A 22,078-nucleotide genomic window follows, 5' to 3' on the forward strand; every position below is an offset into this window, starting at 1 on the left:
CCATCCTACGGTTGAACGTGCCTGAGGCCAGCCTGCTGGATTCCCGCCTGTTCCGGCTGCTTCCACCAGCGCGGCGGACGGTTCTTCCACAGGACGGCGGCCCACCAGCCCATCAGCGCAAGGCCCCAGAAGACACCGACACTGGAGGCCATGAGCCATGGTGCCGGCTGCTGGGAATCAAGATTGGGGGCGCCCATGAGCCAGCCGATGGACTTGGGGGAGAGCAGGAAAACCACGACGGCGGATGCCAGCAGGGCGATTCCGGCTTTCCGCAGGCCCGTGCCCTTCGCAGTGAGCTCAGCAATATTCCGGCCGAGAACCGGAATGAAGAGGGCCACCCACACCCAGTGGTGCGACCAGGACACCGGGGAGATCAGCAGCATCAGCAGCGCTGTCGCTGCCAGGGCCGTGAACCAGTCGCTGCGGTTGCCGGCCAGGCGGATGATGACTGCGGCCGCCGCAACGCACACCAGCGACAGCAGCAGCCAGGGCAGGTCCACCGGGAAGTCCGGGCCGGTGAAATGCAGGATGGCGCCCTTAATGCCCAGGTTGTCCACGTAGCCCGCGCCGCCGATCCGCGAGGTGTCGGGAAGCAGGTCCAGCCAGTAGGTCCGCGATTCGCGCGGCAGGATGAGGAAGCCCAGTGCGAAGGTGGCCAGGAACCCAACGGTCATGTTCCGCAGGCCGCGCCAGTCTCCGCGGGCAAGGAAATAGAGGCCAAAAACCAGCGGGGTCAGTTTCAGCCCGGCGGCAACTCCGGTCAGGAGCCCGGTGGGCCAGCTGTCCCGCTTGATCAGGAAGTCGGCAAGGATCAGGCCGAACAACAGGATGTTGATCTGGCCGAAAGCCATGGTTTCCCGCCAGGGACCCAGGAGCAGCACAAAACCAACGCCGGCCAGGGCCAGCGGACGCAGCCGGGGATCTGTCAGGACGGCCTGCACGCTGGGCTTTCCGAAGGCATGGCGCACCCCGAGGACTGCTGTGGCGGCGGCGATCAGCACTGAGATCCCGGTGAAAATATTCAGGCCAAGGTTCTGCCCGAAGGGCGCAAGGACCGCGAACATCAGCGCCGAAAACGGCGGATAGGTGAAGAGGAGGCTGCTGCCCTCGCGGTACTGCAGCTCCTTCGTGTACAGCTGGCCGCCGGCGTCGATAACGCTCTGGCCGCCGGAGAGGTAGACGCTGAAATCCAGCCCGTGCCGAGGTGAAATAACAAACGCCGCGGTGACCATGACTGCTGCGGCAACAAGAGCTGCCAGAGTCGCTGCCAGCCGGACCATCCCGGATCGGGTCTTCAGGCCCATGATTCTCCCTGCACTACAGCCAGCTCAGATTATTTACTTGTGCAAGTCTACCGGCGGGGCGTGCCTGCCCGGCCTGCCGGCGGTGCAGGATAGGCTGGGCGCACCCGATCAGACCCCGGAAGGTTGCTCATGCCCGCACCCGTTTTGGCCATTATTAACGCCCGCATTGTCCCCGTCACCGCGCCGCCCTTCACCGGGACGCTCCTGGTGGCGGACGGCCGGATCGCGGAGCTCGGCCCCGACGTGAGGGTGCCCGAGGACGCCGAGGTCCTCGACGCCGGCGGCAAGTGGCTGCTGCCCGGGCTGGTGGACGCCCATACCCATCTGGGCGTCCATGAGGAGGGTGAAGGCTGGGCCGGCAATGACACCAATGAAATGACCGATCCCGTGATGGCGGGAGTGCGGGCCATAGACGGCGTGAACCCCGAGGACGCGGGCTTCGACGATGCCCTCGCCGGCGGCGTTACCGCCGTGAACATCAACCCCGGCTCCGGCAATCCCATCGGCGGCCTCGCCGTTGCCCTGCACACCCACGGCCGGTACGTGGAGGAAATGGTCCTCCGCTCCCCCAGCGGCCTGAAGTCCGCCCTCGGCGAGAATCCCAAGCGGGTCTACAGCGACAAGAAGCAAACCCCTTCCACCCGGCTGGGCACCGCACTGGTCATCCGCAAGGCGTTCATGGACGCGCAGAACTACATGGGCAAGGACGACGACGCCCGCGACCCGCAGCTCGACGCCCTCGCCATGGTGCTGCGCCGGGAAATTCCGTGGCGCCAGCACGCCCACCGCGCCGACGACATCGGCACCGCGCTGCGCCTGGCCGATGAATTCGGCTACGACCTGGTCCTGGACCACGGCACCGAGGCGCATCTGCTGGCCGATGTGCTGGCCGAGCGCGGCGTGCCGGTCCTGATCGGCCCGCTGTTCACCACCCGTTCGAAGGTGGAGCTGCGCCGCCGCAGTTTGGAAAACCCGGGCAAGCTGGCCGCTGCCGGCGTGGAAATCTCCATCATCACCGACCACCCCGTGGTGCCCATCAACTTCCTCATCTACCAGGCCGCCCTGGCGATGAAGGAAGGACTGGACCGGGAAACAGCGCTGCGTTCCGTCACCATCAACCCGGCCCGGGTCCTGGGGCTGGGCGACCGGATCGGGTCGCTGGAACCCGGCAAGGACGCCGACGTCGTGCTCTGGAGCGGTGATCCGCTGGATGTCATGCAGCGGGCGCTGACGGTGTGGATCGGAGGCCGGGAGGTTTACCGCTACGACACCGAAACCCGGACGCCCGTGGTGGCTGACCGCCGGTGACCCGCCCTGTACGACGCCGCCCGGCAGGCGGCACCCCGCGGCCGCCGCTGCCCGGCATCATGCGCGCGGCGTCCGCCGCCTGGCTCGCCGCCGCCGCACTGGTGGCGGTGGCCGGAGCATCCTTCATTGTTTCCGCCGGCACCCAGCACCGCGACGGAGCCGCGCTGACGGCGCTGGGGGCCGTGGTCCTGGCTGTGGCGGCGGTGATCGGGTTCTGTGTTCTGCGGCTGCGGGCCGGGAAGCGCAGCGCGCGGGAAACCCTCACCACGGTGGGGGTCATTGTCGGAATCCCGCTGCTGTTCCGCGGCCCGGCGCTGATTGCCGTCGGCCTGGTGCTGCTGGTGTGTGTGCTGCTGCTCTGGCTTCCGCAGAGCAGCAGGTTCTTCCAGGAGCGTGAGCCCAAGGCCCGGCGGCGCTTCTTCGGCCGCCGCTAGAAGCAGCCGGGCAGCCGAAGAAGCTCCTGCTACAGCCGGCCCAGGGCCTGCTCCAGATCGGCAATCAGGTCTTCGAGGTCCTCGATCCCCACGGAAAGGCGCAGCAGGTTCTCCGGCACGGCCAGTTCGGTGCCCTTCACGGAGGCGTGCGTCATCTCGGACGGGTAGTTCATCAGGGACTCCACCCCGCCCAGGGACTCGGCCAGCGTGAACACGCGGGTGGACTCCGCGACCGTGCGAGCCGCGGCTTCCCCGCCCTTGAAGGACACGGAGACCATCCCGCCGAAGTCCTTCATCTGGGCCTTGGCCAGGTCATGGCCGGGGTGGTCTTCCAGCCCCGGGTAGAGCACGTTCTCCACGGCCGGCTGGTCCTGCAGCCAGCGGGCCACGGCCATCGCGTTGGAGGAGTGCCGGTCCATCCGTACGCCAAGGGTCTTCAGTCCCCGCGTGGTCAGCCAGGCTTCCATCGGAGCGGACACCGCGCCTACGGCGAACTGGATGAACCCGATCTTCTCTGCGGCGTCGCCGTCGTTCAGGATTACCGCACCGCCCACCGCGTCCGAGTGCCCGCCGATGTACTTGGTGGTGGAGTGCACCACGATGTCCGCGCCCAGGGACAGCGGCTGCTGCAGGTACGGCGAGGCGAACGTGTTGTCCACCACCAGCCAGGCCCCGGCGTCGTGCGCGGCCTGCGCCACCGCTGCGATGTCGGAGATCTTCATCATCGGATTCGACGGCGTTTCCAGCCACACCATCTTGGTGTTGCCGGCGGCGATGGCTGCAGTGAGGGCTCCGACGTCGGACATGTCCACTGCCGCGTTGGTGATGCCCCAGCCGGCCAGGACCCTGTTGATCAGCCGGTAGGTGCCGCCGTAGGCGTCGTTGCCGAGCACAATGTGGTCACCCGGCGCGAGCAGCGCACGGATGAGCGCGTCCTCGGCCGCGAGGCCGGAGCTGAAGGAATAGGCGTGCGCCCCGCCCTCAAGCGCGGCGAGCTGCTTCTGCAGCGCGTCGCGGGTGGGATTGGTGCCGCGGCCGTATTCATAGCCGTTGCGCAGCTTGCCGATGCCGTCCTGCGCGTAGGTGGTGCTTTGGTACAGCGCGGGAATCACTGCGCCGGTGGTCGGATCGGGAGTCTGGCCCGCATGGATGGCGCGGGTGTTAAAGCCTTGACTCATGGTTTGCTCCTTGCTTGCTGCTGGCTTGGTGCTTGCTCGGTGGCTGCTCGGTGCGCCGGCTAGATGCTCATGTAGGACAGCAGGTCATGCCGCGTCAGTATTCCCACGGGAGCACCGTCGGAGGTGACCATGACGGCGTCGTGCTCCTGCAGTTTCTCCTTGGCCGCGGCCACCGAGTCCCCGGCACCGACCATGGCCGGCTGCGGGCCCATGTGTTCGGAAATGCTGTCCGTGGGCTTGGCCTCGCCGCGGAACAGTTTCTCCGTCAGCGAGCGCTCGTCAGCCGAGCCGAGGACCTCGCCGATGCGAACCGGCGGCTCCTGGGACAGCACCGGGATGCAGGAAACCCCGTATTCGTTGAGGATGTTGATGACGTCCAGCACCGTCTCGTTCGGATGCGTGTGCACCAGGTCCGGCAGGGAGCCGTCCTTGGTGGCCAGGACGTCGCGCACCGCGGACTCCTGTTCGGGCCCCTGGAGGAAGCCGTAGGAACGCATCCACTCGTCGTTGAAGATCTTGCCCATGTACCCGCGTCCGCTGTCCGGCAGCAGGACCACGACGACGTCGTCGGGCCCCAGATCCCGGGCCGCCCGCAGCGCAGCCACTATAGCCATGCCGGAGGAACCGCCCACCAGCAGGCCCTCCTCGCGGGCCAGACGGCGGGTCATCGCGAAGGACTCCGTGTCATTGACGGCAACAACTTCGTCCGGGACGGAGGGATCGTAGTTGTCCGGCCACATGTCCTCCCCCACGCCCTCCACAAAGTAGGGGCGTCCGGTGCCGCCGGAATAGACCGATCCCTCCGGGTCCGCGGCAATAATGCGGACGGGTCCGGACGGGCGGTCCGCTGAGACTTCCTTCAGGTAACGTCCGGTTCCGGTGATGGTGCCGCCGGTGCCGGCGCAGGCCACAAAGTGGGTCACCCGTCCGTCCGTGTCCTGCCAGACCTCCGGTCCGGTGGTCTCGTAGTGGCTCGCCGGGGCTGCGGGGTTGGAGAACTGGTCCGGCTTGTACGCGCCGGGGATCTCCCGCACCAGGCGGTCCGAGACCCCGTAGTAGGAGTCGGGGCTTTCCGGAGCAACCGCCGTCGGCGTCACCACCACTTCGGCGCCGTAGGCCCGCAGCACGTCGCGCTTTTCCACTCCCACCTTGTCCGGAGTGACAAAAATACAGCGGTAGCCCTTCTGCTGGGCCACGAGGGCGAGCCCGACGCCGGTGTTGCCGCTGGTGGGCTCGATGATGGTGCCGCCGGGCTTCAGTTTGCCCTCGCGTTCGGCCGCCTCAATCATCCGAACTGCAATGCGGTCCTTGATCGATCCGCCCGGGTTGAGGTACTCCAGCTTCACCAGCACGGTGGCCGCCAGACCGTCGGTGACGTTGTGCAGCTTCACCAGCGGGGTCTTGCCGATCAGGTCCAGGACAGTCTCTGCATACTTCATGTGCAACACGTTACTTGTTCGGTCCCCGCCGTCCAGCTTTCCCCGGAACGCGGCGTAGCAAAAGCCACACCGGTGCCTTTCGCTTCCGGACCCGGGTGTCGGCAGTGCGTGCGACGATGGAGTTATGTCGTTGTCCGTGCCGGTGTCCTCCCCTGGAACGTCCGCCCGAATCTCCGCTGGAACATCCCCGGCCGCAGTGCCCGCCGCATCAGGTGCCCTGTCGCTGCTGTGGGAATCCGAGCGGCCCTTTTCACTGGCCAGTTCGCTGGGAATCCTGGCACACGGCTCCAAGGACCCGTCGGTGCGCCTTGGCCGCGGTGTCGCGTGGCTCGCCTTTTCAACGCCCGGGGGCAATGCGTCCCTCGCCCTTTCCGAGCAGCCCGCTCCGGCGCCGGGCGCCCGGATTCTGGCGCGGGCCTGGGGCCCGGGCGCCGACTACGCCCTGGCCGGCGTGCCGGCCCTGCTCGGTGACCGGGATGACTGGACAGGATTCGACGAGCCCGGCTTCACCGCCACCCTCCCCGCGGCGCTGGCCGAAGTGCGCCGCCGCAACCCCGGCCTGCGCCTGCCCAGCACGGGACGGATGCTGGACAGCATTGTCCCCGTGGTCCTGGAGCAGAAGGTCACTGCCATGGAGGCCTACTACTCCTGGCGCTATCTGGTGACCAAGCACGGCGCCGCTGCGCCGGGTCCTGTCCCGCCGGGGCTGACGGTTCCGCCCTCGGCAGCCGGCTGGCGGCGGATCCCGAGCTGGGAGTGGCACCGTGCGGGAGTGGATTCCCACCGTTCGGCCACCATCCTGCGCGCCTGCGCCGTCGCCTCCGGCCTGGAGCGGCTGTCCGGGGCGCCGCTGGGCCCGGATCTGACGGCTCGTCTGTGTTCGATCCCGGGGATCGGGCCGTGGAGTGCCGCCGAAATCACGCAGCGCACGCACGGCGCACCCGATTCGGTCTCCGTTGGCGACTACCATTTGGCGGCGTTTGTGGGCGAGGCCCTCACCGGACGCCGGACCGATGACGCCGGCATGCTGGCTCTGCTTCAGCCGTGGCTGGGCCACCGGCAGCGCGTGGTCCGCCTCCTGGTGCTGAGCGGTTTCCGGAAGCAGGCCTTCGGGCCGCGGCTGACGCCCGAAGATCACCGGCGCCGCTAAGGAGGGGGCGGGCCGGGGCACCAATGACGTAGGCTTCCCCCAACGTTTCCGTTACTGCGTCCGCATCCCCGTGAGGCCAACAGCAAAGGAACCCTTCACTTGAATGAGCAGCACACTGACCGGCAGGTCCTCCGGGTTGGAGTCATCGGCATTGGCTGGGCGGGACAACAGCACATCAAGGCCTATCAGGCGATTGACGGGGTGGAGGTCGTGGCGCTGGCCGGCATGGAAGCGGAGCTTCTGGCCGAGCTGCAGGGCCGGTACGGGATTCGGGACGCCTTCGCCGGCTGGGAAGAGCTGCTGGAGCTGGAGGACCTCGACGCCGTCAGCGTGGCGGTGCCGACATTCCTGCACGCCCCGATCGCCGTCGCAGCGCTCGGCCGGGGGCTTCACGTCCTCAGCGAAAAGCCGATTGCCCGCAACGGTGACGAAGGCCAGCAGATGGTCGACGCCGCCCGCCGGGCAGGGCGGGCGCTGGACGTGGCCTTCAACCACCGGCTGCGCGGCGACATCCAGGCGCTGAAGCAGATCATCGACGCCGGGGAACTGGGCCGGCCGTACTACGCCAAAGCGTCCTGGCTGCGCCGGCAGGGCATTCCCATGCTGGGCAGCTGGTTCACCAGCAAGGACATGGCCGGCGGCGGGCCGTTGGCGGACATCGGGGTGCACGTGCTCGACTACGCCCTCCATCTGCTGGGCGAACCGAAGGTCCTGTCGGTCTCGGCCTCGGCCTACTCGGAGCTGGGTCCGCGGGGCAGGGGCGGAAACGCGAGCTACACGGCTAGCGACACCAAGCTGGCCTTCGACGTCGAGGACTTCGCTTCGGCGTTCATCCGCCTCGAGGGCGGCGGCACGCTCCTGCTGGAGGCCGGCTGGGCGACCTACCGCGAAACGGACGATTTGATGGATTTCACTGTGTACGGCACCGACGGCGGCGCCGAGCTGCGTGCCGTGGGAGCGTCCAACACCCCGGTGGCGGACCTGCGGGTTTTCACCGAAAAGGGCGGCGTGAACGCCGACTACGCACCCGTGGCGCACCCGGGCCTCGCGCACCTGGCCGTGGTAGACAGTTTTATCGCCACCATCCGGGCCGGTGAGGCAGTATGGGGACAACACGACGGCTCGCTTGCCCTGACCCGGGCCCGGGTCATCGATGCCTGTTACCAATCAGCAGCGCTGTACCGCGAGGTGATGATGTAGTGACATTTGACGACAAGCTCCGGATCCTCGTGTGGAACGAGGGCGTCCACGAGAAACACAATGAACCGGCCACCATGGCTGCGATGTATCCGGACGGGATCCACGGCGCCGTCAAGGCAGGACTTTCCGGGTACTTTCCGGCGGCTGAAATCGGCACGGCCACCTTGGCCGACGATGAACACGGCCTCACCGAAGACCGGCTGGCGGAAACCGACGTCCTTTTGTGGTGGGGGCACCGCGCCCACGCTGACGTGAGCGACGCCGTCGTGGAACGCGTCCACCGCCAGGTCCTGGCCGGAATGGGGCTGGTGGTCCTGCACTCGGGACATTTCTCGAAGATCTTCACCAAGCTGCTGGGCACCAGCTGCTCACTGCAGTGGAGGAACGACGGCGAACGGGAGCTTGTCTGGACGGTCAAGCCTTCCCACCCCATTGCCGCCGGCGTGGAAAGCCCCATCGTCATTCCCCAGCAGGAAATGTACGGGGAGCTGTTCGACATCCCCGAACCCGATGACCTGATCTTCATCAGTTCCTTTGAGGGCGGGGAAGTTTTCCGTTCCGGAGTCACGTTTTCCCGCGGCAACGGCAGGATTTTCTACTTCAGCCCAGGCGACCAGGAATATCCGGTCTACCACCATCCGCAGATTCAGCGGGTCCTGGCCAACAGCGTCCAGTGGGCCGCCCGGCCCGAGGCTGCCCGGACGGTGCCCGGGGTCGGCAACCCGGCGCGGGGGTGGTTCCTGTCTCAGGGCGGGGAGACCGGCAGCCGGTAGATGGATTCCGGTTCCGCGCCGAAGCGTTTGAGCACCGCCGCGACAGCTTCCTCATGGTCGCGGTCGACGGCGGTGAGCACCCGGAGCCGGTCGTCGAAGTCCAGCTTCCGTTTCCGGCCGCGGAAGTTCTCGGTCCGCACCGTCCCGGTGTAGACCGCCGCTTCGGCGAGCTCCAGGGACCGGGCTCCGGCCATCAGCAGCGCATCGCGAAGGCCGTCGATGCGGTTCGTGTCCACCACGGCGCTGAGCACGTACTCCGGCGGACCGATGCGGCTGTCCGTATTCCTGCCCGCGTAAAGGCCTTCCTCGGCGGCACGGCCGCTGGCCGTCGGGCGTGAGGTGATCCCGCTCAGTGCGTAGCCGGAGGCTCCCTGCTGGACATGGTCCAGGTCCTCCTGTTCCGGACCGGATTCCCTCAGCCCCATCGTGTGGCTGATGATGAGGGCGATCACCCAGCTCAGGATGAAGCTGAACAGCACCACGCAGACAATTGCGACCACCTGGTGCCAGAGAAGCACTCCCCCGCCGCCGGTGAAGACCCCGTCCTCGCTGACCGCGTTGACGGAGCTGTCTGCAAAGAACCCCAGAAGCAGCGAGCCGAGCACCCCGCCGACAAAATGGACGGCAATAACGTCCAGGGCGTCGTCGTAGTGCAGGACGTGCTTGATCCGCACCGCGAAGCAGCACACGCACCCGGCGATCAGCCCAATCAGCAGGGCGGCCCCGGTGCCCACGAACCCTGCACAGGGGGTGATGGTTGCCAGCCCCGCGATGGCACCGGACGCCGCGCCAACGAGGGTGGAGTGGCCGCTGCTGAGCCGTTCCACCAGGAGCCAGGTCAGCATGGCTGCGCCGCCGGCCACGTGGGTGTTGATCAGCGCCTGGGCGGCAATCTCGTTTGCCTGCAGCCCGTCTCCGGCGTTGAACCCGAACCAGCCGAACCACAGGATTCCGGCACCCACCAGCATCAGCGGCAGGTTGTTCGGGGATGTCTTTAGATTCGGCCAGCCGTGGCGCCGTCCCACCACCAAAAGCACAGCGATGGCAGCGGCTCCCGCGGAGGCGTGCACCACCATTCCGCCGGCCCAGTCCTGGGCGCCCAGCTGCACAAGCCATCCCTTCGGATGCCACAGCCAGCGGGCAACCTGGGGGTAGACCAGGATGGACCAGGCTGCCAGGAACACGGTCCAGCCGGCAAATTTCAGCCGGCCCGCCGTTGCTCCCGTCAGCAGTGCCGGGGTGATGATGGCAAACATCATCTGATACGCCACAAAGGCGAGCGCCGGAATGGTTACCCCCGCCGCGACCGTATGGAACTGCGGGGTCTCCACGTCAATGAGGGCGAACGCGTCGAATTCCCCGACCAGGGAGTTGCCCCTGTTGCTGAAGGCCAGCGTGTAGCCCACCAGCACCCAGGTGAGGGTAATGATCCCCAGCGGAATGATGTTCTGCATCATCATGGTCAGGACATTCCGGACCGGGACCATGCCTCCGTAGAAGAGCGCCAGGCCCGGAGTCATGAACAGGACAAGGCCTGCACAGATGAGGACCCAGGCGGTATCGGCCCCGTTCACGGCCGGGCTCCCCCGGCCAGGGGCGGAGCGGGAGGTATGTGGTGGTAATCGGCAGACACGCGAGCGGACATGACATCCCCGTTTCCAACGCTGCAGCAGTGAGTGTGTGGAGGGCCTCCGGGGCCTCGGATACGGCGGGAATCCCGGTTAGTCGACTGTACGTCCCGGCCCGGAAGCAGCGGAAGCCACCACCTCGCCGAACACAGCCCAAGGGCCGAAACCGTGCGGTTCCGGCCCTTGGGCTCTGCTGCGGTGCGGAGAACGCTAGCTGCGCACCATGCCGTGCGGATCGATGACGTACTTCCGGGCTACCCCGGCGTCGAACTCCCGGTACGACTCCGGCGCCTGGTCCAGGCTGATGGTCGTCGCGTTCACGGCCTTCGCGATCTGCACCTTGTCATGCAGGATCGCCATCATCAGGTCCCGGTTGTACTTCATCACCGGGCACTGTCCCGTGGTGAAGGACAGCGACTTCGCCCAGCCCGCCCCGAGATTCAGGGACAGCGAGCCCACCTTGGCGGCCTCGTCAATGCCTCCCGGATCCCCGGTGACATACAGGCCGGGAATGCCCAGGGCGCCGCCTGCCGCCGTGATGTCCATGAGGGAGTTCAGCACCGTTGCGGGCGCTTCCGTCGCCGCGCCGTCCCCGTGTCCGCGCGCTTCGAAGCCGACGGCGTCCACCGCGCAGTCCACTTCGGGCACCCCGAGCAGCTGCTCGATCTGGTCTCGGGGATCGCCCTTGGACACGTCCACCGTTTCACAGCCGAAGCTGCGGGCCTGGGCCAGGCGTTCCTCGTTGAGGTCCCCGACGATGACGACGGCGGCGCCCAGCAGCTGCGCGCTTACAGCCGCGGCCAGCCCCACCGGGCCGGCGCCGGCAACGTACACCGTGGACCCCACCCGGGTTCCCGCCGTGATGGCTCCGTGGTAACCGGTGGGGAAGATGTCGGAGAGCATCGTCAGGTCCAGGATTTTCTCCATCGCCTGGTCCTTGTCCGGGAACCGCAGCAGGTTCCAGTCCGCGTACGGCACCAGGACATATTCGGCCTGGCCGCCCACCCAACCGCCCATGTCCACGTATCCGTAGGCGCTGCCGGGCCGGTCCGGATTGACGTTCAGGCAGATCCCGGTCTTCCGTTCCTTGCAGTTCCGGCAGCGTCCGCAGGAAATATTGAACGGCACCGACACGAGGTCTCCCACGGAGAGGAACTCGACGTCGGGGCCGGTTTCCACAATCTCCCCGGTGATCTCGTGCCCCAGGATCAGGTTGGGCGGCGCAGTGGTGCGGCCCCGGACCATGTGCTGATCCGATCCGCAGATGTTGGTTGTTACGACTTTCAGGATGGCGCCGTGCGGCACCTTGCGGCCGATATTCGCCGGGTTGACCCCGGGGCCGTCCCGTAGTTCGAACGTGGGATAGTCGATGTCCTGCACTTCCACCACACCGGGCTCGATGTAGGCAACTGCGCGGTTTCCGCTCATGGGTTCTCGCCTCGCTCTAATCGTCATTGACTGTGAGCCTCGCGGGCGTCCGGTCTCCGCCGGCATGGCCGGCACGCCCCGGCTCCGCTCAAGGTTGGTATGACCCTACCGCTGCCGGGGGAACCGGGAACAGGGTAGCGGAGGACATAAAAAAGGCCGTGCAGGCCCCGTCCGGGATCTGCACGGCCTTGATGTCCGTCAGGGTGGACCTGCGTCCACGGGTAAAAGGAGGAGGGCTAGCTCGCCTGTCCGTCCGAACCTGCGGCGGCCTGTCCGTTTTCCTGCGCGGCGATCTGCTCGTGAACGCCCTTCATGTCCAGTCCCTTGACCGCTTCCACCAGTTCGCTGAACTGGGAGGCGTTGAGCGCGCCGGGCTGGGAAAAGACCAGGACCTTCTCGCGGAAAGCCATCAGCGTGGGGATGGAAGTGATGCCTGCGGCAGCTGCCAGTCCCTGCTCTGCTTCGGTGTCCACCTTCGCAAAGGTGATGTCCTCGTGCTGCTGGGAAACGGCGTCGTACACCGGCGCGAACTGCTTGCACGGGCCGCACCAGTCCGCCCAGAAGTCCACGAACACAATGTCGTTTTCCTCAATGGTCTCGGGGAACGTTGCCTCGGTGATGTCGATAGTTGCCATCCCCCAACGCTATCCGGCGTCGGTGGAGATGTCTCTACATGTTCGCTGAGCGGTGAAGGCGCCGGCCTGCTCCCGGGCACGAAAAAACCCGCCCCGGCCAGTTTCCTGGCGGAGCGGGTTTTCCCTGTTCGGTGGCAGATACTGGATTCGAACCAGTGAAGGCGTTGCCAGCTGATTTACAGTCAGCCCCCTTTGGCCGCTCGGGTAATCTGCCGAACATCTTCAGTGAAGAAGACCGCCGCAAGCGACTGCGGCCTAAACAACTTTACAGAACTTTTGCCCAAGATACGAATCGGGGGCCCAAAGGGTTTTTCCGGGCCGGGCCGGCGAGCTTCCGAACTACAGCCCCCGCGCGATCCGGGACTGCATCTGGGCGTAGAACCGGTCGGCCTGCTGCTGGGTCACGGAACCCCAGGCAACCGCGTTTGCCAGGTCTTCACGGATGCCCAGCAGCCTGCCTGCATCGGATTTCCCCCGGTCCGCGTCGCTGCCGGGCGAGCCGGCGGCGTCTCCCGGACGGTCCAGCGGTGTCAGGAATGACCGCAGTTCTGCGGCGGAGGCCGGGGCGGCTGCGGCGCCGACCCCCGTAATGGATACCGCTGCCAGAACGGACCCCGCCGCCGCGGTGCGCAGCCGGTTCATGTGGGTGCGTCTCGGGCGGGGGTCTTCCGTGTTCTTTCCTGTGGTGGTCACCCCAATACTGTTGCCGGGAAAGATGGGACAACTCCCGGCGTAGCCTGAGTGCAACCTGTGAGGGCTGCCACTGATGCCCGGAGCTACTAGGCTGGATGCAGGAGAAAAACTACTGCAAGGAGCGCACATGGCCAGCGAGTCATCATTTGATGTTGTGAGCAAGATCGACAAACAGGAAGTTGCCAACGCCCTGAACCAGGCGCAGAAGGAACTGTCCCAGCGCTATGACTTCAAGGGAGTCGGCGCCGAGGTGGACTTCAGCGGAGAGAACATCCTCATGAAGGCCAACTCCGAGGAACGCGTCAAGGCCGTCCTGGACGTCCTGCAGTCCAAGCTGGTCAAGCGCGGCATTTCGCTGAAGTCGCTCGACGCCGGGGAGCCCTTCGCCTCCGGCAAGGAATACCGGATCGAAGCCTCCATGAAGGAAGGCATCGCCCAGGACCAGGCCAAGAAGATCAACAAGATCATCCGCGACGAGGGCCCCAAGGGCGTGAACTCCCGGATCCAGGGCGACGAACTGCGCGTGACCTCCAAGTCCCGCGACGACCTGCAGGCCACCATGGCACTGCTCAAGGGTGCGGACCTGGACGTGGATCTGCAGTTCATCAACTACCGCTAGGCCTTCTGCGGCTGCCCTCCGGCAGCAGCAGAACGACGACGACGACGGCGCCGCTCCCCTTGGCGGGGTGCGGCGCCGTCGTCGTTGCCTGCGGCTGCAGGTGAGGTGCCTCGCGGTTACACTTCCGCTAGGGGCGGCCGCCGGGCCTGCACCGGGAACGGGGAACCATGAAAGCCCACCAGCGTCTTCTTACAGCGCTGCTCCTCACCGGGGTGGCCGCAGCGGCAGGCTGCGGTTCACCGTCCGCCGGACAGGGGCAGGCTGAACCGGATGCCGGGGCAGTGGAATTCGGTTACATCGAGGGATCGGAGCCTGCCGGGGTGCCGGCCGCCGGCTCCCTGCCCGCCCCAACGTCTTCCTTCACGGGCGTGGACGAAATCCCGGCAGCGGTCCTGGCGGCCCGGGAACGGTTCTCCGAAAAACTGCCGGACGGCGCTGTCTGGTCCCCTGAAGACTTCCGGACCGATTCCCTTCCCCCTGATGCCGTCATTGAGGAGGGTGTGTATGACGTTGGAGTCTCCGAGTACTGGCTGTGCGCCTGGATGGGCGAGTACGTCAAGGCCGAGGACGCCGGAGACCGGCAACGGACGGCCCATGCGGTACGCGAACTGGAGAAGTATCCGACCCTGCCCGCCGTTGCGGCCTACCACGCGTCCCCCGAGACTGTCGCCGATTCCGTGATCGAACCGGCCAAGCTCGGAGATTCGTCAAAGCTCCGGGAATTCTTCGAAACCTGCACCAGCTACCAGCGGGCGAATCCCGAGTAGGCCCCGCTGTCCTAGAGCTTCACATCCTCGCCGGCGGGGCCGTCCTCGCCGTAGTCACGCAGTTGGCGGCCGCCCACCGCCTCACCCATCCAGGTGAGCAGGTTCCAGGGGCCGGGGGTTCCCCCGCCGTCGTCGTCCGCCGATTCCATCACTGCCACGCCGGTGTTGCTCAGCGCGTTGTCCACGATGAAGTCAGGTTCCACGTTTGCAGCCCGGGCCGTGCACCAGGCGCGGATCATGGCGCCGTGGCTGACGACAACGGGCGTGCTGTGCCCGGCTGCCCGCAGCTCGGCGACAACGGCGTCGAACCGGTCAAAGGTCTCGCGGCCGTTGGGCCCGCCGGGCATATGCACGTCCAGGTCGCCCTGAACCCAGCTGTACACGGTTTTCAGATATGCAATGATCGCGTCCCGGTCATTGCGCATTTCCAGGCTTCCGGCGGACACCTCGCGCAGGCCCTCGCGCACTTCCACCGGCAGGCCCAGGGCCGCCGCCAGCGGATCGGCGGTGAGCTGGGTCCGCACCAGATTGGAGGCGTACACGGCATCGATCGGTTCCCCGGCCAGGGCTTCGGGCAGGGCCGCGGCCTGCGCCAGCCCCAGCTCGGTCAGCCCCGGGCCGGGAACCGCCGTATCCAGGAAGTGGTCAATATTGGACGGAGTCTGTCCGTGCCGGATCAGTATCAAACGCATGGAACCGACCCTACCCGGCCTGTCCGCCCGAACCGGAGGGGGTCAGGATTTCAGCGGACGGCCGGCCATGTTTTCCAGCCGCCGGATGCGGTCCGCCATGGGCGGATGGGTGGCGAGCAGGCCGCGGACGCCGTTCCGGAACGGGTTGGCAATCATCAGATGCGCTGCGTTTGCCAGCTTCTGGTCGGTGTCGGGAAGCGGTGCGCGCTGGGTGCCGGTTTCGAGCTTGCGCAGCGCGGACGCGAGCGCCAGCGGATCGTCCGTGAGCTTGGCGCCGTCTTCGTCGGCGTCGTATTCCCGGGTCCGGCCGATGGCCATCTGGATCAGCGAGGCGGCAAAGGGAGCCAGGATGGCCATGGCGATCATGGCCAGCGGGTTGGCGTTGCGGCGGTCACCTCCGCCAAAGAAGAGCAGGAACTGGCCCAGCGAGGTAATCACGCCGGCGATGGCCGCAGCCACCGAAGACGTGAGGATGTCGCGGTTGTAGACATGCATGAGCTCGTGGCCCAGGACGCCGCGCAGTTCACGCTCGTTCAGCAGGGCCAGGATGCCCTGGGTGCAGCAGACCGCGGCGTGCTGCGGGTTGCGGCCGGTGGCGAAGGCATTGGGTGCCATGGTCGGCGAGATGTAGAGCCGGGGCATGGGCTGGTTGGCGCGTGCCGAAAGCTCGCGGACAATCCGGTACATTTCCGGAGCCTGCTGCTCGGTGACCGGAACGGCGTGCATGGCGCGGATGGCCAGCTTGTCGCTGTTCCAGTAGCTGTAGGCAGTGGTGGCCAGCCCGATGAACAGGAAGACCCAGATGAAGGTGGGGCTTCCCGTTCCGCTCGAGAGCAGGGCGCCGATGCCCAGCAGCACGGCGAAGAGCACTCCGAACAGCGCGGCGGTCTTCAAACCGTTGAAGTGTTGATGCACGTGAGGTTCCTTCCTGAGCGGATCTGCACCGGGAGCCCCAAGCGGCACCCCGAAGATGACCGGATCCGCGAAACGTCAGTCTATCCATCGATTCCAACGCTTCATATACCCGGCTTGTTCCGCTTCGTTCCGCGGCTGAAAGCGTTGTCCGTTTACGGGACCCCGGGCCTGCGGGATGGCCAGTGCGGCTGCTACGGCTCCGGGTGGCGGGCGTCGTAGCGGGCGAACTGCGGCTGCCAACGGGCCAGGACCCCCACCAGCGCAACGCACACCAGCCCGCCGATCACCGCCGCCCAGCCTTCGCCCAGGAAGGACGCGTCGACGCCGGCTACCAGGTCACCCAGGCGGGGTCCGCCGGCTACGACGACGACGAACACCCCCTGCAGCCGGCCGCGCATCGCGTCCGGCGTTGCTGACTGCAGGATGGTGGAGCGGAAGACGCCGCTGACCGAGTCCGCAATACCGGCGCAGCCCATGGCAACCGCTGCCGGTATCAGCCAGGCGCTCGGATCGTCCCCGCCGTTGCGGCCCGCCATGACCACCACCGCACCGAAGGCCGACACGGACAGCCCCCAGGCAACCACCGACCACAGCACGGCCAGCCCCTGCCGGCGCACCGCACCAAGAGGTCCGGAGAAAAGCCCGGCGAGGAAGGCGCCGACGGCGGTGGCCGCCAGCAGCACGCCCACCGTGGTCGCCCCGCCTCCGAGCAGCAGGGCCCCGACGGCCGGCAGCAGTGCCCGCGGCTGGGCCATCACCATTGCGGCGAGGTCCACCAGGAAGGTCATGCGGATGTTCGGGCGGGTGGCCAGGAAGCGGAATCCCTCGAGGACGGACTTCAGCCCCGCCTTTTGCACTTCCCCCTCGGGAGGCATCGGCGGCAGCCGGTAGACGGCCCACAGTGCAGCGGTGAAGGTTACGACGTCGATCGTGTAGGTCCAGCCGTAGCCCACCTGCGCCACCAGGACGCCTGCCAGCAGCGGCCCGATGGTCATGGCCAGGCCGAAGGTAATCATGCTTAGGGCGTTGGCTGCCGGCAGCAGTTCGGCCCTGACCAGCCGCGGGATGATGGCGCTGCGCGCCGGATGGTTCAGGCCGGCGGCGCCGGCGTTGACCGCCACCAGGGCGTAGAGCAGCCAGATATTGCCTGCCCCGGCCCAGGCCTGCGCGGCAATGCCGATGGTGGACACCCACAGCAGCACGGAGGAGACGAGTGCAACCTTGCGGCGGTCGTAGGCGTCCACGATCGAGCCGCCGTAGAGGCCGGCCACCACCAGCGGCACCAAACCCACCAGGCCGAGCAGTCCCACGTAAAAGCTGGAGGAGGTCAGCGAGTACACCTCCAGGCTGACGGCCACCAGGGTGAGCTGGGTACCGACGGCGGAGAGGGCCGTTCCGGTCCACAGCCGGCGGAAATCCGGGCTTTCGCGCAGCGGAGTGAGGTCGGCGAGGAGTCTGGGCACCCGAGAAGTCTAAGCGCGAGTCCGCGCTGCCGCGGCCAACGCGCTACCCCGGGCCGCTGCGCAGACTGCACTACGGATAGAAAGCATGCTTAGGATGGAGGCGGAACTGCCCCAGCTGCCGAGGAGGTCACGTGTTTACCCGCAACGTCGCAGACGGAATCCACCGCATTGAGCATGCCTACGTCAACACCTATCTGGTGGAGGATGACAACGGCCTGGCCATCATCGACGCCGGGCTGCCCGGCATGTGGCCGGAGCTGTCCCGGGCGGTTCGGGAGCTGGGCTACGGGGCAGGGTCCGTCACCGCGCTGGTGCTGACACATGCCCACTTCGACCATGTGGGCACGGCCGCCAGGATCAGGCGCGAGTTCCGCACTCCGATCCTGGTGCATGACGCCGACCGGTACATTGCCGCCCACCCCTACCGGTACGAGCATGAAAACAACCGGTTCCTGTATCCGCTGCGCTACCCCAAGTCGGTCCCCTATCTGGGGGCCATGACGCTGGCCGGAGCGCTGACCGTCCGCGGCGTGACCGATGTGCACAGCCTCGATGGGGATTCCGGCGGAGCCCTTCCCGGCGCCCCCCGGATCATCCACACGCCGGGACACACCGCGGGCCATGTTGCCCTGCACTATCCGGAGCGGGATGTGCTGATCTGCGGCGATTCCCTGGTCACCCTCAACCCCTACACCGGCGCCAAGGGACCGCAGATCGTATCGGGGGCGGCCACAGCCGACAGCCCGGAGGCGCTGGCCTCCCTGAATCTGCTGGCCAAAACCAACGCCCCGCTGCTGCTGACCGGTCACGGGGAGCCGTGGACCGGCGGGGTACAGTCCGCCGTCGAGCAGGCGCTGGCCCGCGGGGCCTCCTAAAGCTCCCGCTCGAGTTCCTCTTCCAGCACGGCCAGCAGCCGAGGATCGCCGATGGGACGGAAATGCCCCATGGTCTCGAGCTGGATATTGCGGGCGCCGGGCAGATAGCTGCCGCCGGGGATGTGCGGATCGAAGCTGCTGTACACCGAGGTGATGCGCGCATTCACGTCCCGGCTCTCCTGCAGCCGGCGGAGGAACTTGTTGCGGGGCGCGAAGGCCCGGACGGACGGCAGGATGAAGAAGTTCGCGTAGACGGAGCCGGAAAACGGAGTATTGACGGCGATCATGCGCTCCACGCGCCGGCCGCCTTCGGGCAGCAGCATCAGCTGCTTGCCGATCAGCCCGCCCTTGCTGTGCGCCACCACCACGGCGCCGGTGAGGTCCTTCTCCACCAGATACTGCTGGACCAGCAGTGCCATGCGGTCTATCCGGCCGCGGTTGTAGCCCAGCGGCGCCACCGTGTGCACCGGGTGTCCCCGGGCGGAAAGCGCCTCGGCCAGCGGCCGGAGGAACTGCCAGGTCTCGTAGACGCCGGGCACCAGCACAACGGGCCGGCGCGGGGTCTCCGGGGCGTCCGGGGCGTCGGAGGGCGCCAAGTAGGCGGAGGGATCCCTGCGGAAGAGGAACCCGTGCACCTGCCAGTAGCCCACGTACGCGTAGTCGGCCGCCCAGGCCCGGGCCTGGGTCAGCCGGCGGCGCAGGCGCGCGAACCTCGGGTGCGCGAAGGTCACGGCCGGGAAGACGCGGCTGCCCGCAGCAGCGCAGCGGTCTGCGCGGGTTCGGTGAACATGCAGACGTGCGGCTGCCGGGGCAGTTCCACGGCCACGGCCCCGGGCCGGGCGGCCGCCAGCTCCTGCAGCCAGCCGGAGGGCACAATGGGATCCCGTGCTCCGCGGACCAGCGTCACCGGCGCCTGGACCTTGCCGATGCGCTCCTCAAGCCGGTGCCGCACCATCTTGGGCATGGTGCGCAGGTACCAGCGCGGCCCGGCCCGCAGGTAGTCGGTAAGCAGGATCCAGTTGATCGCCGGGGGCTCCCGCAGGCAGTCCTGGGCCAGCCGGACGCCCTGCAGCACGGCATGGCGCTCGCCGCGGTTGATGGTTGGCCCCAGCAGCACCACGGAAGTGACCAGGTCCGGGGCGTACAGCGCCATTTCCGTCACCACCTGGCAGCCCATCGAATGTCCCACCCACTGCGCCGGCCCGATGCCTGCGGCACGCAGGGCATCACAGGTGACGGCCGCGAAGTCGGCCATGTCCAGGCTGCCGCGGGCGGGTTTGGGTGCCGATCCGAAGCCCGGCATTTCCACGGTATGAACGGTGGAAGTTTTCGCCAGCTCCTCCACCAGTCGGGAGAAGTACCGTCCTGACGCTCCGATGCCGTGCACCAGCACCACCTGTGCGGCCCCGGAGCCGTAGGTGCGGATGTCGACGTCGTACTCGCGAACCCTCACGCGCTGATGGTGCGCCTGGGTCTTGATGCTTGCCACTGGATCTCCCCGTCATGTTGTCCTTCTCCCTCCAGTGTGCCACCCGGGGTCTTATTATGAATTATTCATAATTAGTGGTTAGCTGGGTGCATGACATCGACAGCAGCCCCCACCGAGGCCACCGAAAGGTGGACCGGAGCGCTGCGTGCCCACGGCCGTCGGGTCACGAAGCAGCGGATGGCGGTCCTCACCGCCGTCGAGCATCTGCCGCACGCTGTGGCCGACGACGTCGCCGCCGCAGTGCGCAGCGAGCTTCCCGACATCAGCCTGCAGTCGGTCTATGTGGTCCTTGCGGACCTGACCGAAATCGGGCTGCTGCGGAAGATCGAGCCGCCGCATTCCCCGGCCAGGTACGAGACCCGCGTGGACGACAACCATCACCACGCGATCTGCACCGGATGCGGACGGATCGAGGATGTTGACTGCGCCGTGGGGCACGCGCCCTGCCTGACGCCGGAAAACACCCACGGCATGACCATCCAGATTGCGGATGTGCTGTACCGCGGGCTCTGCGCCGACTGTGCCGCAAAAGCTTCCTGACGTCACCGCACCACCCCTTATTGAAAGAGAGAGTATGTCGAACTTCACCACCACTCAGACCGGTACTCCGGTTGGCAGTGACGACCAGTCACTGAGCGCCGGCGCCAACGGCGCAATTGCCCTTCACGACCGTTACCTGGTCGAGAAGCTGGCACAGTTCAACCGCGAGCGCATCCCGGAGCGCATTGTGCACGCCAAGGGCGGCGGCGCATTCGGTGAATTCGTCGTAACGGAAGACGTTTCCAAGTACACGCGCGCCGCTGTCTTCCAGCCGGGCACCGTGACGGAAACCGTTCAGCGCTTCTCCTCGGTTGCCGGCGAGCAGGGCTCCCCCGACACCTGGCGCGACGTGCGCGGCTTCGCGCTGCGTTTCTACACCTCCGAGGGCAACTACGACATCGTCGGCAACAACACCCCGGTGTTCTTCATCCGCGACGGCATCAAGTTCCCGGACTTCATCCACTCGCAGAAGCGCCTTCCGGGTTCCGGCCTGCGCGACGCCGACATGCAGTGGGACTTCTGGACCAACTCCCCCGAGTCGGCCCACCAGGTCACCTACCTGATGGGTGACCGCGGCATCCCGACGTCGTGGCGCGAAATGCCCGGCTTCGGCTCGCACACCTACCAGTGGATCAACGCCGCCGGTGAGCGCTTCTGGGTGAAGTACCACTTCACGTCCAACCAGGGCAACCACGAGATCAACGGTGCCGAGGCTGAGAAGATTGCCGGCGCCGACGCCGACTACTACCGCCGCGACCTGTACGAGGCCATCGCCGAAGGCAACTTCCCGTCCTGGGACCTGCACGTGCAGGTTATGCCGTACGAAGATGCCAAGACGTACCGGTTCAACCCGTTCGACCTCACCAAGGTTTGGCCGCACGCGGACTACCCGCTGATCAAGGTGGGTACCCACACCCTGAACCGGAACCCGGAGAACTTCTTCGCGCAGATCGAACAGGTTGCCCTGTCCCCCGCGAACCTGGTCCCCGGCATTGACGCCAGCCCGGACAAGATGCTGATGGCCCGCATCTTCTCCTACCCGGATGCACAGCGTTACCGCATCGGCGCCAACTACAACCAGCTGCCGGTGAACGCACCGAAGGCTCCGGTGAACAACTACTCGCAGGACGGCGCGCAGCGCCACTTCTTCAACTCCCCCGAGACCCCGGTCTACGCGCCCAACACCCTGGGCGGCCCCGTAGCCGATGCCGCACGCGCCGGCGAGGGTTCCTGGGAGAGCGACGGCATGCTGGTGCGCGCCGCCGCTACCCTGCACTCCGAGGACAGCGACTTCGGCCAGGCCGGAACGCTGTACCGCGAGGTGTTTGACGACGCCGCCAAGGAGCGTTTCCTCGAAACGATCACCGGTGCCGTCTCCGGCGTAAAGCGCCCGCACATCCGCGAAGCCGCGATCCAGTACTGGACCAACGTTGACGCGACCCTGGGCGAGAAGCTGCGCCTGAACCTGGCGACCGGCGACACCACGCCGATCGAAAAGGCTGAGTTCGTGGGCGTTTCCGAGTAATTTCGGCAGTCCTGAACCTTCCG

22 protein-coding genes and 1 tRNA gene are annotated in these 22,078 nt (G+C 66.9%); 10 read left to right on the plus strand and 13 right to left on the minus strand.

Translation table 11 applies throughout. The features are described from left to right. Window positions 1-5 precede the first annotated feature (5 nt). Complete coding sequence (locus tag M1D40_RS14900; RefSeq protein WP_461169324.1) at window positions 6-1,304, minus strand: glycosyltransferase 87 family protein; 1,299 nt, start codon at window positions 1,302-1,304, stop codon at window positions 6-8. Window positions 1,305-1,433: 129 nt separating this feature from the next. On the opposite strand from M1D40_RS14900, the gene M1D40_RS14905 reads away from it, so the two are divergent. Further along, window positions 1,434-2,612 carry an amidohydrolase gene (locus tag M1D40_RS14905; protein WP_461169325.1) on the plus strand — a complete coding sequence of 393 codons (1,179 nt, stop codon included), beginning with the start codon at window positions 1,434-1,436 and terminating at the stop codon, window positions 2,610-2,612. Further along, on the plus strand, window positions 2,609-3,046 hold the full coding sequence (locus M1D40_RS14910) for a hypothetical protein (RefSeq protein WP_341393316.1): 438 nt from the start codon (window positions 2,609-2,611) through the stop codon (window positions 3,044-3,046). Before M1D40_RS14905 ends, M1D40_RS14910 begins: the two co-directional genes overlap by 4 nt. 29 nt (window positions 3,047-3,075) lie before the next feature. Here M1D40_RS14910 and M1D40_RS14915 read toward each other — a convergent pair whose 3' ends face one another. Together M1D40_RS14915 and M1D40_RS14920 are read right to left on the minus strand one after the other, a co-directional pair. Beyond that, complete coding sequence (locus tag M1D40_RS14915; RefSeq protein WP_461169326.1) at window positions 3,076-4,224, minus strand: cystathionine gamma-synthase; 1,149 nt, start codon at window positions 4,222-4,224, stop codon at window positions 3,076-3,078. 59 nt (window positions 4,225-4,283) lie between these two features. Next, window positions 4,284-5,663, minus strand: coding sequence for a cystathionine beta-synthase (locus M1D40_RS14920; protein WP_461169327.1), 1,380 nt, complete (start codon window positions 5,661-5,663; stop codon window positions 4,284-4,286). 124 nt (window positions 5,664-5,787) lie between these two features. Between M1D40_RS14920 and M1D40_RS14925 the strand changes: the two genes are divergently transcribed. The 3 genes from M1D40_RS14925 (at window position 5,788) to M1D40_RS14935 (ending at window position 8,786) form a co-directional block, all read left to right on the plus strand. Then, complete coding sequence (locus tag M1D40_RS14925; RefSeq protein ID WP_461169328.1) at window positions 5,788-6,813, plus strand: DNA-3-methyladenine glycosylase family protein; 1,026 nt, start codon at window positions 5,788-5,790, stop codon at window positions 6,811-6,813. 99 nt (window positions 6,814-6,912) lie between these two features. Next, on the plus strand, window positions 6,913-8,013 hold the full coding sequence (locus M1D40_RS14930) for a Gfo/Idh/MocA family protein (protein ID WP_461169329.1): 1,101 nt from the start codon (window positions 6,913-6,915) through the stop codon (window positions 8,011-8,013). Further along, window positions 8,013-8,786 carry a ThuA domain-containing protein gene (locus M1D40_RS14935; protein ID WP_461169330.1) on the plus strand — a complete coding sequence of 258 codons (774 nt, stop codon included), beginning with the start codon at window positions 8,013-8,015 and terminating at the stop codon, window positions 8,784-8,786. The genes M1D40_RS14930 and M1D40_RS14935 overlap by 1 nt, the downstream gene beginning before the upstream one ends. On the opposite strand, the gene M1D40_RS14940 is transcribed toward M1D40_RS14935, so the two are convergent. From M1D40_RS14940 to M1D40_RS14960, 5 genes are all read right to left on the minus strand, one after another. Continuing rightward, entirely contained in the window at window positions 8,759-10,360 is a 1,602-nt protein-coding gene (locus M1D40_RS14940; RefSeq protein ID WP_341393310.1) for an ammonium transporter, read from the minus strand. The genes M1D40_RS14935 and M1D40_RS14940 overlap by 28 nt on opposite strands. A 264-nt stretch (window positions 10,361-10,624) precedes the next feature. Beyond that, window positions 10,625-11,842, minus strand: a complete 1,218-nt coding sequence (gene fdhA, locus M1D40_RS14945; RefSeq protein WP_461169331.1) for a formaldehyde dehydrogenase, glutathione-independent — start codon at window positions 11,840-11,842, stop codon at window positions 10,625-10,627. A 236-nt stretch (window positions 11,843-12,078) separates the two neighbouring features. Beyond that, window positions 12,079-12,477 (minus strand): thioredoxin, encoded by a 399-nt coding sequence (gene trxA / locus M1D40_RS14950; RefSeq protein ID WP_152219900.1) that lies wholly within the window; start codon window positions 12,475-12,477, stop codon window positions 12,079-12,081. Window positions 12,478-12,609: 132 nt separating this feature from the next. Then, window positions 12,610-12,691 (minus strand) — tRNA-Tyr (locus M1D40_RS14955). Between the two features lie 125 nt (window positions 12,692-12,816). Continuing rightward, window positions 12,817-13,170: a hypothetical protein gene (locus tag M1D40_RS14960; protein WP_461169332.1), complete on the minus strand. Its 354-nt coding sequence runs from the start codon at window positions 13,168-13,170 to the stop codon at window positions 12,817-12,819. 127 nt (window positions 13,171-13,297) lie between these two features. Between M1D40_RS14960 and M1D40_RS14965 the strand changes: the two genes are divergently transcribed. Further along, the gene (locus tag M1D40_RS14965; RefSeq protein ID WP_341393307.1) at window positions 13,298-13,789 is read left to right on the plus strand and encodes a YajQ family cyclic di-GMP-binding protein; all 492 of its coding nucleotides are present in this window, start codon (window positions 13,298-13,300) and stop codon (window positions 13,787-13,789) included. Between the two features lie 167 nt (window positions 13,790-13,956). Next, window positions 13,957-14,556, plus strand: coding sequence for a hypothetical protein (locus M1D40_RS14970; RefSeq protein ID WP_461169333.1), 600 nt, complete (start codon window positions 13,957-13,959; stop codon window positions 14,554-14,556). 11 nt (window positions 14,557-14,567) lie between these two features. Here M1D40_RS14970 and M1D40_RS14975 read toward each other — a convergent pair whose 3' ends face one another. From M1D40_RS14975 to M1D40_RS14985, 3 genes are all read right to left on the minus strand, one after another. Next, window positions 14,568-15,248, minus strand: a complete 681-nt coding sequence (locus M1D40_RS14975) for a histidine phosphatase family protein (RefSeq protein WP_461169334.1) — start codon at window positions 15,246-15,248, stop codon at window positions 14,568-14,570. A gap of 42 nt (window positions 15,249-15,290) precedes the next feature. Further along, window positions 15,291-16,163 carry a zinc metalloprotease HtpX gene (gene htpX, locus M1D40_RS14980; RefSeq protein WP_461169335.1) on the minus strand — a complete coding sequence of 291 codons (873 nt, stop codon included), beginning with the start codon at window positions 16,161-16,163 and terminating at the stop codon, window positions 15,291-15,293. Between the two features lie 191 nt (window positions 16,164-16,354). Next, a complete protein-coding gene (locus M1D40_RS14985; RefSeq protein ID WP_461169336.1) occupies window positions 16,355-17,626 on the minus strand; it encodes an MFS transporter in 1,272 nt (423 codons plus the stop codon). A 131-nt stretch (window positions 17,627-17,757) separates the two neighbouring features. Between M1D40_RS14985 and M1D40_RS14990 the strand changes: the two genes are divergently transcribed. After that, window positions 17,758-18,501, plus strand: coding sequence for an MBL fold metallo-hydrolase (locus M1D40_RS14990; RefSeq protein WP_461169337.1), 744 nt, complete (start codon window positions 17,758-17,760; stop codon window positions 18,499-18,501). Here M1D40_RS14990 and M1D40_RS14995 read toward each other — a convergent pair. Beyond that, complete coding sequence (locus M1D40_RS14995) at window positions 18,498-19,232, minus strand: esterase/lipase family protein (protein WP_461169338.1); 735 nt, start codon at window positions 19,230-19,232, stop codon at window positions 18,498-18,500. The genes M1D40_RS14990 and M1D40_RS14995 overlap by 4 nt on opposite strands. Then, complete coding sequence (locus M1D40_RS15000) at window positions 19,229-19,990, minus strand: alpha/beta fold hydrolase (RefSeq protein WP_341393300.1); 762 nt, start codon at window positions 19,988-19,990, stop codon at window positions 19,229-19,231. Before M1D40_RS15000 ends, M1D40_RS14995 begins: the two co-directional genes overlap by 4 nt. A gap of 90 nt (window positions 19,991-20,080) precedes the next feature. Between M1D40_RS15000 and M1D40_RS15005 the strand changes: the two genes are divergently transcribed. Together M1D40_RS15005 and M1D40_RS15010 are read left to right on the plus strand one after the other, a co-directional pair. Next, a complete protein-coding gene (locus M1D40_RS15005; RefSeq protein WP_461169339.1) occupies window positions 20,081-20,530 on the plus strand; it encodes a Fur family transcriptional regulator in 450 nt (149 codons plus the stop codon). 34 nt (window positions 20,531-20,564) lie between these two features. After that, window positions 20,565-22,055, plus strand: a complete 1,491-nt coding sequence (locus M1D40_RS15010; RefSeq protein WP_341393298.1) for a catalase — start codon at window positions 20,565-20,567, stop codon at window positions 22,053-22,055. The last annotated feature ends 23 nt before the right edge of the window (window positions 22,056-22,078 follow it).

The sequence above is a fragment of the Arthrobacter sp. Z1-15 genome, from assembly GCF_054792395.1.